Annotated in this window: 16 protein-coding genes, 1 tRNA gene and 1 pseudogene; 7 read left to right on the top strand and 11 right to left on the bottom strand. The window is 67.0% G+C overall.

From position 1 onward, the window contains the following. Positions 1 to 66 precede the first annotated feature (66 nt). Entirely contained in the window at positions 67 to 435 is a 369-nt protein-coding gene (locus AX676_RS02295) for a hypothetical protein (protein WP_156437838.1), read from the top strand. A 19-nt stretch (positions 436 to 454) separates the two neighbouring features. On the opposite strand, the gene AX676_RS02290 is transcribed toward AX676_RS02295, so the two are convergent. From AX676_RS02290 to secE, 3 genes are read right to left on the bottom strand one after another with little or no spacing between them, the layout of a single operon-like run. Continuing rightward, a complete protein-coding gene (locus tag AX676_RS02290; protein WP_066482665.1) occupies positions 455 to 1,441 on the bottom strand; it encodes an NAD(P)H-binding protein in 987 nt (328 codons plus the stop codon). Between the two features lie 33 nt (positions 1,442 to 1,474). After that, complete coding sequence (gene nusG, locus AX676_RS02285; RefSeq protein ID WP_066482659.1) at positions 1,475 to 2,011, bottom strand: transcription termination/antitermination protein NusG; 537 nt, start codon at positions 2,009 to 2,011, stop codon at positions 1,475 to 1,477. 41 nt (positions 2,012 to 2,052) lie between these two features. After that, positions 2,053 to 2,247 carry a preprotein translocase subunit SecE gene (gene secE, locus AX676_RS02280; protein ID WP_066482657.1) on the bottom strand — a complete coding sequence of 65 codons (195 nt, stop codon included), beginning with the start codon at positions 2,245 to 2,247 and terminating at the stop codon, positions 2,053 to 2,055. 428 nt (positions 2,248 to 2,675) lie between these two features. On the opposite strand from secE, the gene AX676_RS02275 reads away from it, so the two are divergent. Next, complete coding sequence (locus tag AX676_RS02275) at positions 2,676 to 3,524, top strand: hypothetical protein (protein WP_156437837.1); 849 nt, start codon at positions 2,676 to 2,678, stop codon at positions 3,522 to 3,524. A gap of 50 nt (positions 3,525 to 3,574) precedes the next feature. Here AX676_RS02275 and AX676_RS02270 read toward each other — a convergent pair. The 3 genes from AX676_RS02270 to AX676_RS02260 form a co-directional block, all read right to left on the bottom strand. After that, positions 3,575 to 3,650 (bottom strand) — tRNA-Trp (locus AX676_RS02270). Positions 3,651 to 3,698: 48 nt separating this feature from the next. Beyond that, positions 3,699 to 6,056 (bottom strand): EAL domain-containing protein, encoded by a 2,358-nt coding sequence (locus AX676_RS02265; RefSeq protein WP_066482652.1) that lies wholly within the window; start codon positions 6,054 to 6,056, stop codon positions 3,699 to 3,701. A gap of 84 nt (positions 6,057 to 6,140) precedes the next feature. Next, positions 6,141 to 7,910 carry a fatty acyl-AMP ligase gene (locus AX676_RS02260; protein WP_066482821.1) on the bottom strand — a complete coding sequence of 590 codons (1,770 nt, stop codon included), beginning with the start codon at positions 7,908 to 7,910 and terminating at the stop codon, positions 6,141 to 6,143. Between the two features lie 117 nt (positions 7,911 to 8,027). Between AX676_RS02260 and AX676_RS02255 the strand changes: the two genes are divergently transcribed. The 5 genes and pseudogenes from AX676_RS02255 to AX676_RS16990 all read left to right on the top strand — a co-directional run. After that, the gene (locus AX676_RS02255; protein ID WP_066482641.1) at positions 8,028 to 8,573 is read left to right on the top strand and encodes a RecX family transcriptional regulator; all 546 of its coding nucleotides are present in this window, start codon (positions 8,028 to 8,030) and stop codon (positions 8,571 to 8,573) included. A 64-nt stretch (positions 8,574 to 8,637) separates the two neighbouring features. Further along, positions 8,638 to 9,225, top strand: a complete 588-nt coding sequence (locus AX676_RS02250) for a cold shock domain-containing protein (RefSeq protein ID WP_066482635.1) — start codon at positions 8,638 to 8,640, stop codon at positions 9,223 to 9,225. Positions 9,226 to 9,233: 8 nt separating this feature from the next. Further along, positions 9,234 to 9,740 carry a DUF192 domain-containing protein gene (locus AX676_RS02245; RefSeq protein WP_066482633.1) on the top strand — a complete coding sequence of 169 codons (507 nt, stop codon included), beginning with the start codon at positions 9,234 to 9,236 and terminating at the stop codon, positions 9,738 to 9,740. 62 nt (positions 9,741 to 9,802) lie between these two features. Continuing rightward, on the top strand, positions 9,803 to 10,195 hold the full coding sequence (locus tag AX676_RS02240) for an NADH:ubiquinone oxidoreductase subunit NDUFA12 (RefSeq protein ID WP_066482631.1): 393 nt from the start codon (positions 9,803 to 9,805) through the stop codon (positions 10,193 to 10,195). 203 nt (positions 10,196 to 10,398) lie between these two features. Continuing rightward, positions 10,399 to 10,632, top strand: a pseudogene (locus tag AX676_RS16990) (DUF2155 domain-containing protein); the annotation flags it as partial. A gap of 35 nt (positions 10,633 to 10,667) precedes the next feature. Here AX676_RS16990 and aat read toward each other — a convergent pair. The 5 genes from aat to purE form a co-directional block, all read right to left on the bottom strand. After that, positions 10,668 to 11,414 carry a leucyl/phenylalanyl-tRNA--protein transferase gene (aat, locus tag AX676_RS02230; protein ID WP_066482628.1) on the bottom strand — a complete coding sequence of 249 codons (747 nt, stop codon included), beginning with the start codon at positions 11,412 to 11,414 and terminating at the stop codon, positions 10,668 to 10,670. A 4-nt stretch (positions 11,415 to 11,418) separates the two neighbouring features. Beyond that, positions 11,419 to 12,153: a ParA family protein gene (locus tag AX676_RS02225; RefSeq protein ID WP_066482627.1), complete on the bottom strand. Its 735-nt coding sequence runs from the start codon at positions 12,151 to 12,153 to the stop codon at positions 11,419 to 11,421. A 152-nt stretch (positions 12,154 to 12,305) separates the two neighbouring features. Continuing rightward, on the bottom strand, positions 12,306 to 12,692 hold the full coding sequence (locus tag AX676_RS02220; protein ID WP_066482624.1) for a hypothetical protein: 387 nt from the start codon (positions 12,690 to 12,692) through the stop codon (positions 12,306 to 12,308). Between the two features lie 127 nt (positions 12,693 to 12,819). After that, the gene (locus AX676_RS02215; RefSeq protein ID WP_066482617.1) at positions 12,820 to 13,896 is read right to left on the bottom strand and encodes a 5-(carboxyamino)imidazole ribonucleotide synthase; all 1,077 of its coding nucleotides are present in this window, start codon (positions 13,894 to 13,896) and stop codon (positions 12,820 to 12,822) included. Beyond that, a complete protein-coding gene (purE, locus tag AX676_RS02210) occupies positions 13,893 to 14,372 on the bottom strand; it encodes a 5-(carboxyamino)imidazole ribonucleotide mutase (RefSeq protein WP_066482616.1) in 480 nt (159 codons plus the stop codon). The genes AX676_RS02215 and purE overlap by 4 nt, the downstream gene beginning before the upstream one ends. Positions 14,373 to 14,380 lie beyond the last annotated feature (8 nt).

The following is a 14,380-nucleotide window of genomic DNA, read 5'->3' as shown; positions in this document are numbered from 1 at the left end:
CCCGATGACGACAAAGGATCATGGATCGGCGATGACTTCAAACACTCTTTTGCAGAAGGATCGGGCATGGTTGTATTGACAGGTCTCGCCTGCCTAATGGCCCTGGGCAGCGTCAATATTTCCGATGATGCGATGGCGTCGCGCCGATCGGAGCACGCCGGTCATGTTTCTGAAAAGGACGCTTCATCTCCGCCGCAATCGGGCACACCCCCGAAACGACTGCCCGATTCCGGCGGCAGGACGTTCGAGACGCTGGATGCCTATCTGGAACACCTTCGCACGCATGCCGCACCGATCGACCGGCCGTGGTATCGCGAAGTGCGCCCGGGCGTGTATCAGCTCGAAACAGGAAACTTCAGGCCGCTCGCCGGAGGGGGAAAGCCGCGCCTCTTCACGCGCGCGGAATTGATGCGGCGTTTCGGCTTCACCCGCTGAAGTGCAGGCGCGGCGCGCGTCAGAAGACGGCGTGATCGCCCAGTGCTGCGTCGATCTCTCCCGCGATCAGCCGTGCGTAATGATCGCGCAGCCGGTCATTGCCGAACGCGGGCGTGGCATCGGCGTCATAGGCGCCCGTTGCCTCGTCGCGCACCAGCATCGATTCGGTCGCATAATAGCGCCCGATTCGCGCGAGCTCGGCCTTGGCTGCGAGGCGCGTGCTCACGCGCCCGCCCGCGTCGAGCGCGGCGATGACCGCGTCGAGCATCCTGACCGGGACGTGGGTGAAACGCGCAGGCCGTCCCGTCAGTTCGAACAGCATCTCGCCCTGGTCGCGCGGGGTGATCGCGGGACCCGGCCCGCCAATCGGCAGAATGCGATTGATCCGCGCCGGGGCGTCGATGCAATCGGCCAGAAATGTCGCGAGATCGCGGTCGCTGATCGGTTTGCACGCGGTCAGCCGGCCGTCGCCGAAGACCATGAAGGGCTTGCCCCGCCGGACGCGCTCGACCTGACCCGACAGCGATTTGAAGAAGGCGGTCGGGCGGACAATCGTCCAGTCGAGCCCGGACTGCATCAACGCGGCCTCGAAGGCCAGCTTGGCGTGCTGAAAGGCGAGGCGGGGGGTCTGTACGCAGATCGCCGACAGCTGGATCATGCGGCCGATCCCCGCGGCCTGTGCGGCCGCCAATGCCTCGACATGCGCGGCATGGTCGATCGCCCAAGCGTCCGCGGGGACGCCGGTGCGCGACGCAAGGCAGGAGATCAGGACATCGAAGCCCCCCGCGCGAATCGCGTCGCGGGCAAGCGCCCCCGCGCTGGCGGCTTCCGCGACGTGCAGTTGCGCACCGTCGAGCTCGGCGAGCGTCCGGGCGCTGCGCCGGACCGGGCAGACGACGTGATGCCCGCGCGTGACGAGCGCGCGCGCGGTCGCGCGACCAATCGTCCCCGTCGCGCCGAGCAGCAAGACGCGGCGCGCGGGCGGAGCGGGGGCGGGCGGCGTCATATGATCACCCGCGCGTCGCCGTCGGCATCTTGATTATTTGCTGCGCTCGACCTGTTCGAAATCGAGTTCGACCGGGGTGGCGCGACCGAAAATCGACACCGACACCTTGACCTTCGACTTGTCGAAATCGAGCTCTTCGACCAGCCCGTTGAAGCTGGCGAAGGGGCCGTCGAGCACCTTGACCTGATCACCGATCTCGAAATCGACCTTGACCTTCTGCTTCGGCGCGGCGGCGGTCTCTTCCTTCGAATTGAGCATCCGCGTCGCCTCGGCTTCGCTGATCGCCTGGGGCTTGCCCGACGAACCCAGGAAGCCCGTCACCTTCGGCGTGTTCTTGACCAGGTGATAGACGTCGTCGTTCAGCTCGAGCTTGGCGAGCACATAGCCCGGCATGAACTTGCGCTCCGACTGGACCTTCTTGCCCCGGCGCACCTCAGTGACGTTCTCGGTCGGCACCTCGATCGCCTCGACGAGCTGGTCGAGCCCCATGCGGGTCGCCTCCGACATGATCGCGTCGCGAACCTTGTTCTCGAAGCCCGAATAAGCGTGGATGATGTACCAGCGTGCCATGTAAAGTTCCGTTGTTTGGGTCGCGATGGGCGCAGTCGGGCTCAGGCCAGCGCCAGCAGGCTCTTGACGATCATGTCGAACGCCGAATCGACCGCAAGGAAGAAGACGCCCAGGATCGTCGCCATGATGACGACCATGACGGCAGTCATGATCGTTTCGCGCCGCGACGGCCACGTGATCTTCGCGCGCTCGGCATTGACCTGGCGAAAAAACTCGGCGGGAGAAGTCTTGGCCACCTTGAAACATCCTGTTGTTGCATCGACCGCTTTTGGCAAAGGTCCGCCGCCCGGTCCTGCTTTCAGGAACCGGCGCCATCCCCCCAACGCTGTCGGATTGGGACCAGTATCTAGCGAAGGACGGCGGCTTTCGCAAGCATGCGCGACAGGTGGTCGGCGACCGGTGGTACGGACCTCGCCAATGGTGCCGCGCCGACCTATCCGTGTCGACACCGGGGCGTGGTCGCGGCGCTGCCGTGACGACATGCGCCCAAACGAGCCGATGGCGGGTCAGGCCGCATATGGCCCGCACCTCCGGCACACTATCAGACTGTATCGACGGCAAAATTGACGGACAGCCGTGACCGGAAAGGGCAATGCGTGGATTGCCCCGACGTTCGGGCTTGTCTATCCGCTTTGCCTCCGCCGGCTGAATACAGGATTGAACGATGACGCGCAGGAGTTTGGGTACGCGGCTCGTCAAGGCGGTGCAGAACCGGCGCGACACCTTTATGGCCCGTTCGGACGTTATCGCGCGCCTGCCGCTGTTTGCGCCCAATTCCGCGCCTGGATCATTACGCCAGCTGACCGACCTCACGCTGCAGGCGTGCGACCAGACCTTTCCGTTTCTGGTGGAGGTGGTGCGGGGTTGCGGCATCACGCCGATCGCGATCGAGGATGCCGAGGCGTTTTGTGCCGATCCGGCGCATCGGGCGATCGCCGACGCGATGAAACCGCTGTTCGACGGCCATGGCAGCGACAAGGCCAATGTCCACCAATATCACCTCGCTTACGGCCGCATCCTGGCCGAGATCGGTGCGGTGCAGGCGATGTTGGAGATCGGCATGGGTACGAACAATGTCGATGTCGCTTCAAATATGGGATCGGAAGGGCGGCCGGGCGCGTCGCTCCGCGCGTTCCGCGACTATCTGAAGGACGCCCAGATCTTCGGTGCCGATATCGACCGCGATATTCTGTTCACGGAGGAGCGCATCCGATCGTTCTTCGTCGACCAGACCGATCTGTCGAGCTTCGAACGGCTGGACGCCAGCCTGCCCGACAGTCTTGACCTGATCATCGACGACGGCCTGCATTCGCCCAACGCGAACCTGGCGGTCCTCGGCTATGCGGTGCGCAAGCTCAGGCCCGGCCAGTGGTTCGTGATCGAGGACATTCCCGAGCGCGCGACCACGTTCTGGCAGGGCATCGACCCGATCCTGGCGCGCCTCTTCGAGACGCATCTGATCCGGGTGTCGTCGGGTCTGCTCTATGCCGGGAAGCGCCGACCGGCGGCGTGAGATACGGCCCGGGTCGGCCTCATCGCCAGACCTTCATCAGGTCGCCGATGTGGCAGGAGTGGAGGGACTCGAACCCCCGGCCCTCGGTTTTGGAGACCGATGCTCTACCAACTGAGCTACACTCCTGTGCAGCGCAGGTCCCTAGCGTTCGGTGCCGGGCAGGGCAAGCGTTTCTCAGGCGGCGGCGCTGGCGGCGTCGCGGCCGGTCGTGAGGCGCCGGGCTTCCTCCACCGGCAGCGGACGGCCGAAATAGTAACCCTGTACCTTGGTGCAGCCCAATGCCTGGACCATGCGGTGCTCGTCCTCGGTCTCGACGCCCTCGGCGGTCGTCGCCATGCCCAGCGACTGGGCGAGCGCGACGACGGCGCGGATGATCGCGATTGCTTCCTTTTCGCCTTTCGACGCCGCCTGGACGAAGGAGCGGTCGATCTTGATCGACGTGAAGCGGGTGCGGCTCAGATAGCCAAGCGACGAATAGCCGGTGCCGAAGTCGTCAAGGCTCAGCCGCACCCCAAGATCGAGGATGCGTTCGAGCACCTGAACCGCGCCGGTGCCCTCGCGCATGAAGGCGCTTTCGGTGACTTCGAGCTCGAGGCGCCCCGGCGGCAGGCCGGTGCGCATCAACGTATCCGCGACGACGTTGACGAAACCGGGATTGTGGAGCTGTTCGGCGCTCACGTTGACCGCGACACGGACGGGCTCGCCCCACTTCACCGCTTCGGCACAGGCGGTGCGCAGCACCCAGTCGCCGATCGGGGCGATCAGGCGCGCATCTTCGGCCAGCGGCACGAACTTCGCCGGCGAGATCACGCCCATTTCCGGATGGGTCCAGCGCAGCAGCGCTTCGAACCCGGTGAGCGCGCCGGTCCCCGCGTCGACGACCGGCTGATAGGCCAGATGCAATTCGTCGCGGTCCAGCGCGCTGCGAAGCTCGATTTCGAGCACCCGGCGCTCTTCGGCGCGGACATGCAGCTGCGGCTCATAGGTGTGGTAGGCGCCACCGCCCGAATCCTTCGAGCGATAGAGCGCCAGATCGGCCGAACGGATCAGCATTTCCGCCGTCCGCCCGTCGCGCGGCCCGATCGCCACGCCGACGCTGGCGCCGATATACATGGTGTGATGGTCGACTTCGTAGGGCTGCGACAGCGTGGTGATGATCGTATGCGCCAGCGCCTCGATCCGCGCGGTGTCGCTGGCGTCGCGGACGACCACCGCGAACTCGTCGCCGCCCAGGCGACCGACCATCTCATTGTCGTTGACCAGCCGCGCCAGCCGCTCGGACACCTGGCCCAGCAGCCGATCGCCAATCGGATGTCCCAGCGAGTCGTTGACCGCCTTGAACCGGTCCAGGTCGATCATCATGAAGGCGCAACGCCCGCCCCAACGTTCGGCATCCGCCATCGCCCGCGCCAGCGTCTCGTTGATCAGGAGGCGGTTCGGAAGCCCCGTGAGCATGTCGAGGCGCGCCATGCGGTTGATCTTGTCCTGGGTCTGGCGCGCTTCGGTGACATCGGAGCCGACCCCGCGAAAGCCGATGAACATGCCGCGATCGTCATATTTCGGGCTGGCGGCCATTTCCCACCACCGTTCCTCGCCATTGACGTCGACCGGCAGCAGCAGGTCGCGAAAAGCCTCGCGGCCCTTCAGCTTCTCTGCAAGGACGCGCAGTCCCGCCGGCACGTCGCCGCTGTGCCAGGCCGGACCGGCGAGCACTTCGAGAAAGGGCCGGTCGTTGATCGTCGTCGGATCGACGCCGATCGACTGCGCAAAGCGGGGCGACGCGCGCACCACCCGCCGCTGTGCGTCGATCTCCCACAGCCAGTCCGCGCCCGAATCCTCGAACTCGCGCAGCAGCATGCTGACGGTCTCGTCGCGCTCGGCCAGTGCGATCTGACTGGCACGCAGCATCACGAGCGCCTTGCCCCGGGTGAAGCAGGCCAGCAGCAGCAGTCCCGTGAAAAGCAGTGAAAGCGACGCGCCGATCGCCGAACCGCCGAGGTAGATCATTGCCGATGCCGCGCCGCCAGTCACGAGCAGAAAGGTCAACCCGGCGAGCGGGAGCGATGCCATCGAAATCGCGACGCCGACCATGAGCACGCCGAGGATGAGGCAGACGCCGAACTGCTGCTGGGGGATGGCACCGGCCGCGAACAAGAGGGGAGGGACGCTCCAAACCGCTGCCAGGGCGACGCCTTCAAGGACGGTGTCGCGGATCTCCGACGCGCTGGCGATATAGGAAACGGCCGCTTTTCGCGCCAATCGCCGAAACACGATGGCCAGCGCCACCGACGCCACCGTCGCGCCCCAGCTCATCAGTTGCCAGGCCGGAACATCCGGCCGGAAGAGCAGGATCATCAATGCCGCGCAGATCAGGTTGGCGCCGCCGGTAAACAACGCCAACTGCCGTGCCGCATTGAGCTGTGCCGCACGCATAGCGCCCCAGTTCGCGCCCTCCGCAGAGTCGCGCAGCCCCAAAAGCGCGCCGTTATCGATGCGCGGCTCGGACAAAAGGGGGCGTTGCGGCTTGCTCACCGCGCCACGCTTACCAGCCGATGGTTAGCGAGCCGTTTCGCTTGAGATCAAATTCGATCAAATTACGCGAGAGGCCGTTGGCGGTCAGGCGGCCAGGTCGTACGGCTTGATCTCGCCGGCAAGATAGAGGTTGCGGGCCTTGGCGCGGCTGAGCTTGCCCGAACTGGTACGCGGCAGCGTGCGCGGCGGCACCAGTTCGACGACGCAGTTCATCCCCGTCACCGAGCGCACCCGCTCGCGAATCTCGTCGCGCAACCGCAGCCGCTCGGCCTCGTCCGACGTACGGCACTGCACCAGCACTGCGGGCGTCTCCTCGCCGCCCGGGGTGGTGATCGCGAAGGCGGCAATGTCGCCGGCCTTGAACCCCGGCAATTGCTCTACGGCCCACTCGATGTCCTGCGGCCAGTGGTTCTTGCCGTTGATGATGATCATGTCCTTGGCCCGGCCGACGATGTAGATGTAGCCGTCCGACATGTACCCCATGTCGCCGGTATCGAGCCAACCGTCGGACATGCATGCGGCGGTTGCCTCCAGGTCCCGGAAATAGCCCTCCATCACCGACGTGCCGCGGCACCACACCTTGCCGATCGCCTTGTCAGGGAGCGGCGTGCCGTCCTCCTCGCGGATCTGGATTTCCATGTCGCGCACGGGCTTGCCGCAATTGACGATGGCGCGGAACCGCTGCGGACGATCGGCGCGCGCGACGCCGCCCGACAGCTGGGTTTCCTCGACCAGCTCGACGACGATCCCTTCGCCCGGCGGCATGATCGATACTGCCAGCGTCGCCTCCGCCAGACCATAGCTGGGCAGGAAGGCCGACGCCTTGAACCCCGCTTCGGCGAAGACGTCGACAAAGCTCTGCATCACGTCCGGGCGGATCATGTCGGCACCGTTGCCGGCCAGCCGCCAGCGCGACAGGTCGAACCGGTCGGCGGCGCGCGTCTGGCTGGAGATGCGGCGCGCGCAGATGTCGAAGCCGAAGGTCGGCGAATAGCTGATCGACGTGCCTGGATTGCGGGTGATCAGGTCGAGCCAGGCGAGCGGCCGCCGCGCGAAATCCTCGGTCTTGAGGTAGTCGGTCGACACCTGATTGGCGATCGGCGACAGGAAGCAGCCGACCAGCCCCATATCGTGATACCACGGCAGCCACGAGATGCAGCGGTCGCGCGGTTCGAGCTGCATGCCGTGCGCGTGTGCCGCCAGGTTGTTGAGCAGCGCGCGATGGGTGATCACCACACCATGCGGAAAGCGCGTCGATCCGCTGGAATATTGCAGATAGGCGATATCGTCCGGACCGGCCTGGGGCAGCTCGGCTGCCGGGGCCTGGCGGCGCGCGAACGAATCCCAGTCGACGCCCTCGACCCCGCACTGGCGTGCAGCATCCCCGGCCATCGCCGCCAGCGATTCGGGATAGAACAGAAATTTGGGGTCGCAGCTGTTCAGCTGGACCGAAAGCTGGTCGACATAGGCATCGCGCCCGCCGAAACTGGTTGGCAGCGGCAGCGGCACGGGCCACGCGCCGGCATAGACGACGCCGAAGAACAGGCTGGCGAAATCGGCACCCGTCTCGGCGACCAGCGCGATGCGATCGCCCGGGACGACGCCCGCGGCGATCAGGCGCTGCGCCTGATCGATGGCATCCCGGCGCAGCTCGGAAAACGGATAGGCACGCGCCAGCTGGCCGCGCGCATCATGGAAATTGAGGCCGCGCCGTCCACGGGCGGCATAGTCGAGCGCTTCGCCCAGCGTCGCGAAATCCGCGAAGCGACGGGGCAGATCGTCTTCCAATGCCGTCGGGACCTGCGTTTGCGTGTCGACCGCCTTAACCGGTTCTTGCGAAATCTGTGCTGTCATCAAGTCCAACTCGCGCCCTTCGCTGCCGGTCCGTCGGCGGCGCGATGTCGCGCGCACCTCGGCCAGACTGATTATCGACCCCTAGAATCGGTGCGCACTGTGGCATAATCATGGCGCATGACGCGGCGTCCATCCAAGTCGCCCGGTCGGGCACCGCCGATCGACGCGCCGACGCTTGATCGTCTCGCGCTGCGCTATGTCGAACGCTACGCCACGACACGCGCGAAGCTGGTGGCCTATCTTGATCGCAAGCTCGCCGAGCGTGGCTGGGCGGACGCGCGCCCGGACCCGGTCGCGCTCGCGGACCGGCTCGCCGACCTCGGCTATGTCGACGACCGTGCCTATGGCGAGGCCAAGGCGACGGCGATGGCCCGACGCGGCCTGGGCGCGCGCCGCGTCGACGCGGCGCTGTGGCACGCGGGCGTGCGCGGCGAGGATGCGGAGGACATTGCCCCCGTCATCGCCGGGCAGGCGGTGGAAAGCGCGCTGCGCTTTGCGCGCCGCCGGCGCTTTGGTCCCTTTGCCGACGCCCGGGCCGAAGGCGCGGTGCGCGAGCGCCAGTTCGCTGCCATGCTTCGGGCGGGACATGCACCCGAAATCATTGGCCGAATCCTCCGGATGGCACCGGGAGAGGACACGCAGACCCTGTTCGGGACAGAATAGCCGAAAGAAACTTTTGTTACGGCCAACGCTCGTGTTAGAAAGCGTCCCCGGGGGAAGGTGGACTATGCGTGCTGAGACAACGCGCGCATCGGATCGATATATCGACGATGCGTCCGACATTGCGGTTTCCAATGCTGCCGAAGAAGCAGATGAAATGCTCGTCAGCGGTTCGGTCAAGTGGTTTGATGTCGCGCGCGGCTTTGGCTTCATCGTTGCCGACGATGCGGGCATCGGGGACATTCTGGTTCATTTCTCGGTACTTGAAGAACATAAGCGCCGCAGCCTGCCCGAGGGGGCGCGGATCACCTGCCGCGCGGTGCGGCGCCAGCGCGGCTTTCAGGCGCGCGCGATTGTCGACATCGACACATCGACCGCGGTCGAATCGCTGCGCGCGCGCCCCAGCGACCGTGCGGAGCGGTTGCAGTTGCTGGACGTCGCCGGCCCGTTCGAGCCGGTCAAGGTCAAGTGGTTCAATCGCCTGAAGGGCTATGGCTTCCTGGTTCGCGACGGCCGGCCGGGCGACATTTTCGTGCATATGGAAACATTGCGCGTCGCCGGCATCGAGCATGTCGAACCCGACCAGTCCGTCGAAGCGCGGATTACCGACGGCGAAAAGGGCCCGCTCGCGGTCGCGGTTCGCCAGCCCGGCTGATCGCGTCCATGCGCGTGCCAGCTCTCGCCTTGCTGCTCGCCGCGTGCGGGCTTCCCGGATGCAATGGCGGCAGCGCCGACCGGACGCTGACCGCGGCCGAGGAAGCAGCGGGGTTGGTCCTGGTCTCGATCGAGACGCGCGCCGGCGCCACGCAGTGGTTCAAGGTCGAAACCGCCAGCACCATACCCCAGCAACAGCGCGGCCTGATGTTCCGTCGCGACATTCCGGAAAATGGCGGGATGCTCTTCTATCCCTATCCGCCGGATGGCAGCGGCCCGCGCGAGGCGAGCTTCTGGATGAAGAACACCCCGACCTCGCTCGACATCATCTATATTCGCCCCGATGGGACGATCGCGCGGATCGCGGCGGGCACCACGCCCTTTTCCGAAGATCAGATCCCGTCGGGCGAGCCCGTGTCGGCCGTCCTCGAGCTTCGCGCCGGCCGCGCCGCCGCGCTGGGAATCGCACCGGGCGATCGGGTGCGCTTCGAGGGGTTCGACGCCCCGGCAGGTTAGCGCGCCGGCTGTCGATCGCATCGGCGGTTGTCGTCGCCGGGCCAAGCAGCTATCGGGCGCATATGGGTATCCTGTCGTCGATCTTCACCTGGTGGAACGGTGCCACCATCGGCACCACGCTGGCGCTGCGCGGCATGCGCAAGGTCGGCGTCGACCCGCTCGGCAACCGATATTTCCAGGGCGGGACGGACACCAACGGCCAGCCGCGCCGCTGGGTGATCTACAAGGGCGCGAACGACCCCAGCCGGGTGCCGCCCGCCTGGTTCAGCTGGCTGCATCACCAGATCGAGGGCGTTCCCGACGACGCGCTGCCGCCGCCGCGCGCGTGGCAACAGCTTCCCGTCCCCAACCTGACCGGCACCCCGGCGGCGTACCGTCCGCCCGGCGCGCTCGACCGCGGCGGCCACCGTCATGCCGCCGCCGGCGATTATGAGGCGTGGACGCCCGACGCGTGACCGCGCGTCGTGTCCTTATCGGCGTCGCGATCGCGGGCGTGCTCGCGGCGGCGGCGTGGTTCGGTTATCGCGGCTTTGTCGCCAGCACGACCCGGAAGCCGGTCTCCAGCACGATCGCGATCGCGGTTCCGGAGGCGACGGTGGGCAGCGACGTCGTGACCGTCGACGACGGCGCCGCCGCCAGCGTCCCGGGGGCCACGCCGATGGCCGATCGCGTGGCGGTGATCGGCGTACTCAACAAGCGCAATGGCGAGACCCGCGAGTTCCGGCTGAAGCCCGGACAGAGCGCGCGCTTCGGTGACGCGATCGTCCGGCTGCGCGCATGCGAGCGCACCGCGCCGTGGGAGGCCGAACAGCTGACCGGCGCGTTCGTCCAGCTGATCGTGCGCCAGTCGGACAACAGCGCCGGTCGCGCCTTCTCGGGCTGGGTCTTCGCCGAACGCCCCGCGCTCAACGTCGTGCGCCACGCGGTCTACGACGTCTGGCCCAAAAGCTGTGCGATGACCTTTCCGGCGACCGGGCCCGATACGGTGGCGGCGGGCAGTGCGCCCGGCCCGGCATCCGGCCCCAGACGGTCGAGCGCCGACCAGTCCCCCTCGACCGAAGGCGCGCCGACGGCGACGCCCCCGGCGGTCGCGCCGAGCGAGGCACCGAGCAACGCCATATAGTCGGCGCGCGCGACCTCGATCGTTCCCATCGAGGCAAGGTGATCGGTCTGGAACTGGCAGTCGAGCAGCGTGAAGCCGCCGATCCGCAGCCGTGCGACCAGCCAGGCGAGCGCCACCTTTGAGGCATCGCGCGCGCGGCTGACCATGCTCTCACCGAAAAAGGCCCGGCCGAGCGCCAGTCCATACAGCCCGCCGACCAGCCGGTCGCCGTCCCAGCATTCCACCGAATGCGCGAAGCCCAGCGCGTGGAGCCGAAGGAAGACTCGCTCGATCGGGCCGTTGATCCAGGTATCGGGCCGGTCGGGCGCGGCCTCGGCGCACAGGCGGATGACGTCGGCGAACGCGGCGTCGGCGGTGACGCGATAGCGATCGGCGGCGATCGTCTTGCGCAACGATCGCGACAGGTGAAAACGGTCGATGGGCAGGATGCCGCGCAGCTTGGGCTCGACCCAGTAGACGCTCTGTGCCGCGCGATGATCGGCCATGGGGAAAACGCCCATCGCATAGGCCTTGAGCACCATGCCGGGGTCGAGCTCGTTCAGGCCCGACATCGCGTCATTTTTCCTGGACCAACAGTTGCTCGATCCGCTGCCACAGCGCGGCGAATGCCTGGGCCGGCTTGCTGCGCGGCGCGGTCGATCCCACCGGCTTGCCGGTCGCTGCCATCGCCTCGATCGCGCTGGCGGCGGGAATGACCGGCCAGTCGGGGTGCCGCGCGATCGCCTCGCCATGCAGGCGGCGGCGGCGATCGACCATCGAATGCACGGGCAGAACCCGCAGCTTCTTCGCCCCGATGCGATCGAGATGCGCGCTCACTTCACCAAAGGCGCGCGTGGACAGCGTCGACGGGATCACGGGCACGACGATGAGGTCGGCGGCGCGCATCACCTGTTCGCTCGTTTCGGTCAGTCCCGGCGGGCAATCGAGCAGCACATGGTCATGGCTCTGGCCCAGATCGCCGAGCAGCTTGGCCAGCCGCTTCTTCTTGTCGAGCTGGTGAAAGACGATGTCGAGTCCGCGCAGCGAGGTATCGGCGGCGATCAGGTCGATCCGCTCGAACGCCGTCGGACGAATCAGCTTGGCGACCTCGACGTCCTTCGTGAACACCGCCTGCGCCTGGTCCTTGGCGCGCTTTTCGGGGGCGAGCAGAAAGCTGCTCGCGGCCTGGGGATCGAGATCCCATACCAGCGTTCGCCGCGCCGACAGCATCGCCGCGCACCACGCCAGATTGACGGTCAGCGTGGTTTTCCCCACGCCTCCCTTCAGGCTGTAGATCGCGATCGTCGCCATGCCGCGTCCTGTTCCTTTCGAGCCATGTTCGCCCGACTATCCCGCCTGATGCGGGCGAAGTCGAGACGCATCGGGATCATGCGGTCGATAAAAAGGGGCCGGCGGCATGTGCCACCGGCCCCCGATCGAAAGGAAATCGGGCGATCGCGCGATCAGAGGTGACAGCTCAGCGTACCGCCGCCCGGCTTGGTAAGAGTGACGTTCTTTTCGTCGCCCTTCAGCGTGTAATCGCTGCCGGTATAGGGATCGCCGGCATTTTCCGCGCGCAACTGGGTCGGCAGGCCGTCCTTCGTGTCCAGGCGGATATTGGCGAGCTTGTCGCCATTGAAGAAGTCGACGTACAGCAGGCTGTTGTCCTCACAGCGGAAGCTGACGCTGGCCCGGATCGACGGGGGCAGCTCGACCGGGCCCTTCTTGGCCTTTTCGGCGGCGAGCGGATCGGGCGCGCGCGAATCCACGACTTCCGGTTCGGGCTCACCGCAGGCGGTGAGGGCGAGGGCAACAGAGGCGGTTGCCAGCGACAGAAGGAGCTTTTTCATCGCCCCAAGCCTTCGCTGATGCAGCAGGGCGCGTCAAGATGGCAGTTGGCAGGTCCAGCGGCGTTGTCGTAGCGTCAGCCGGGTCGAACTTGGCGCACTGCAGCAAGATCGTCCCAGCTGGCGGCGGCTAGCGTTCGATCCGGGTGACATGCCCCATCTTGCGCCCCGGGCGGGCCTCATGCTTGCCATAGAGATGCAGATGCGCGTCATCCTGCGCGATCAGGTCCGGCCAGCGCGTCACCTGATCCCCGATCAGGTTCTCCATCCGCACCGCTCGGGCGGTCAGCCCCGTCGGCCCGAGCGGCAGGCCGCAGATCGCGCGGACATGATTTTCGAACTGGCTGGTCTGCGCGCCCTCGATCGTCCAGTGGCCGCTATTGTGGACGCGCGGCGCCATTTCGTTGAACACCGGCCCGGCGTCGGTGGCGAAGAACTCGAGCGTCAGCACGCCGATATAGTCGAGCCGCTCGGCCACCCGGCCGGCCAGCGCCGCGGCCTCGGTCCACTGGCTTGCGACCATCGCGGGGGCGGGGAGGGCGGAACTGGCAAGAATGCCATCGGCATGTACATTGACCGGCGGCGGGTAGCCCATGATCGACCCGTCGGCACCGCGGGCCAGCACGATCGAAAATTCGTGGGCGAACCGCACGAACCCCTCGAGGATCGCCGGCGCGGCACCGATCGCGGCCCATGCCGCATCGGCGTCGGCGGGGGTGTGCAGCCGGGCCTGCCCCTTGCCGTCATAGCCGAACCGCGTCGTCTTGAGGATCGCGGGGCAACCGATCGCGGCGATCGCCGCATCCAGTCCGGCGCGGCTGTCGACCTCGCGCCAGGGAGCCGCGCGCCCGCCCAGATCCTCGACAAAGCGCTTTTCCGCGGTCCGGTCCTGGGCGACGCGCAACGCCGCGACCGACGGGCGTACCGGCACGGTTGCAGCAATCGCCGCGATCGGATCGGCGGCGATGTTCTCGAACTCATAGGTGACGACATCGACTGCCTCGGCAAAGGCGGCGAGCGCGTCGGGATCGTCATAGGCGGCGCGGGTGAACGCGAAGCAGACATCGTTGGCCGGCCCGCTCTCGGGTGCCAGGATGTGGGTGCGATAGCCGAGCTGAACCGCCGCCACGCCGATCATCCGGCCCAGCTGGCCGGCACCGATGATCCCGATCGTCGATCCGGGGGGCAGCAGGCCGGGCGTCGTCATTGCGGGTCGATCACCACATCTTCGGTCTGGCGCGCGCGCCATGCCACCAGTCGCTCGCCCAGCGCCGCGTCGTGCGTCGCCAGGATCGCTGCCGCCAGCAACCCGGCATTGGTCGCGCCCGCCTTGCCGATCGCCAGCGTGCCCACGGGGATGCCGCCGGGCATCTGGACGATCGACAACAGGCTGTCCATGCCGCTCAGTGCCTTGGATTCGACGGGTACGCCCAGCACCGGCAGGTGCGTCATCGCCGCCGCCATGCCGGGCAGGTGCGCGGCCCCGCCGGCGCCGGCGATGATGACCTTCAGCCCGCGCCCGGCCGCCTGTTCGGCATAATCGACCAGCCGCTTCGGTGTCCGATGGGCGGAGACGACCTTGACCTCGTGCGCGACGCCCAGTTCGCTGAGCGCGTCGGCGGCATGGCGCATCGTCTCCCAATCGGAAGTGCTGCCCATGATGATGCCGACCAATGGTGTCATGCCCAAGT

It is taken from the genome of Sphingomonas sp. CCH21-G11 (genome assembly GCF_001555965.1).
Lineage (GTDB): Bacteria > Pseudomonadota > Alphaproteobacteria > Sphingomonadales > Sphingomonadaceae > Sphingomonas.
Note: the sequence above shows the minus strand (reverse complement) of the source record. Positions and strands in the feature narration are given on the sequence as shown.